The organism is Pseudomonas sp. TR47, assembly GCF_044143025.1.
GTDB classification, from domain to species: domain Bacteria; phylum Pseudomonadota; class Gammaproteobacteria; order Pseudomonadales; family Pseudomonadaceae; genus Aquipseudomonas; species Aquipseudomonas putida_E.
This window is the reverse complement of sequence record NZ_JBHFCS010000071.1, coordinates 1-1014: the sequence shown is the minus strand read 5'-3', so window position 1 is coordinate 1014 and position 1014 is coordinate 1. Positions and strand designations below refer to the sequence as shown.

At 58.5% G+C, this 1014-nt stretch carries 2 protein-coding genes; both read right to left on the bottom strand.

What is annotated here, in order from left to right; translation table 11 throughout:
• On the bottom strand, nucleotides 1-551 hold a 551-nt coding region (locus ACEWE8_RS26065), incomplete at its 3' end, for an IS66 family transposase zinc-finger binding domain-containing protein (RefSeq protein WP_395589447.1).
• Nucleotides 552-569: 18 nt separating this feature from the next.
• Complete coding sequence (gene tnpB, locus ACEWE8_RS26060) at nucleotides 570-974, bottom strand: IS66 family insertion sequence element accessory protein TnpB (protein ID WP_395589446.1); 405 nt, start codon at nucleotides 972-974, stop codon at nucleotides 570-572.
• Nucleotides 975-1014 lie beyond the last annotated feature (40 nt).

The following is a 1014-nucleotide window of genomic DNA, read 5'->3' as shown; positions in this document are numbered from 1 at the left end:
TGGGCTGGCTTGTCAGCGGTAACCGGCGCGGTTTCGCAGCCCCGGCACCCGTAAACCTTGCGCACGTGTTTGAGTACGCGGATCTGCATCGGCACGATGTCGAGCTGCTCGCTGGTTTCCTCGCCAATGACATGCTTGCGGCAACCACAGGCGCAGGTCAGTTCGTGCTCGGGCAGGTCGTGGATGACTTCGACCCGAGGCAGATCGGCCGACAGTGGTTTGCGTTTGCCGCGACGTTTGGCAGGCGCAACGACTTCTTCGTCGGCATCGTCAACCACCGCCAGTAGCGGGTCGCTTTCGGGTTCGTTGAACATCGCCAGTTGCGGCGTGTTGGGATCGACAGTTTGCTCGGACTTCCGGCCAAAGAAACGGTCACGCCATAACTTGATTTGCTCTTTCAGGTCGTCGATGTGTGTCGCATAAGCCTCCTTGACCTCCTGCTCGCGCACACGGGCAGCCGATTGCTCACACGCACGAGCAGCGTAACTCTCAAGCAGCATTTGCTTGAGCAGAACAGGATCATCCGGGAGGTTGTCGGGCACTGAAATCATGGCCCGGATTATACCGGGTCAGGCGACGAAACGGGGCGCCAGAACCTGATGCGGACGGTTGCGCCAGAGGTCGAAACCGTCGAGTAGCCAGTTCAGTTCTTGGACGGTCAGGACAATCGCTTCGTCGCTGGCGTCGGGGGAGGTTTTGAAACGTTCGGCTTCGAGGCGTTTGAGCCAAAGACAGAAGCCGTTGCGCTCCCAATACAACACCTTGATGCGATTGCGAGCTTTATTGAGGAAAACGAACAGTACGGGGTCGAACACGGCGACCTTGATATCCAACTCGACCAGCGCGGTGAGGCCGTCGATGGACTTTCGGAAGTCTACGGGCTTGGGATAGAGGTACACCTTTTCGACTTTGCTGTCGGGTCGCATCATGGCGGGCGGGCTCCAGAAAGAAATCGGGAGCGCAGCATCGGGCATCAGGTGGACGCTTGGAATGTGGGGATGATGGATCCCTTAC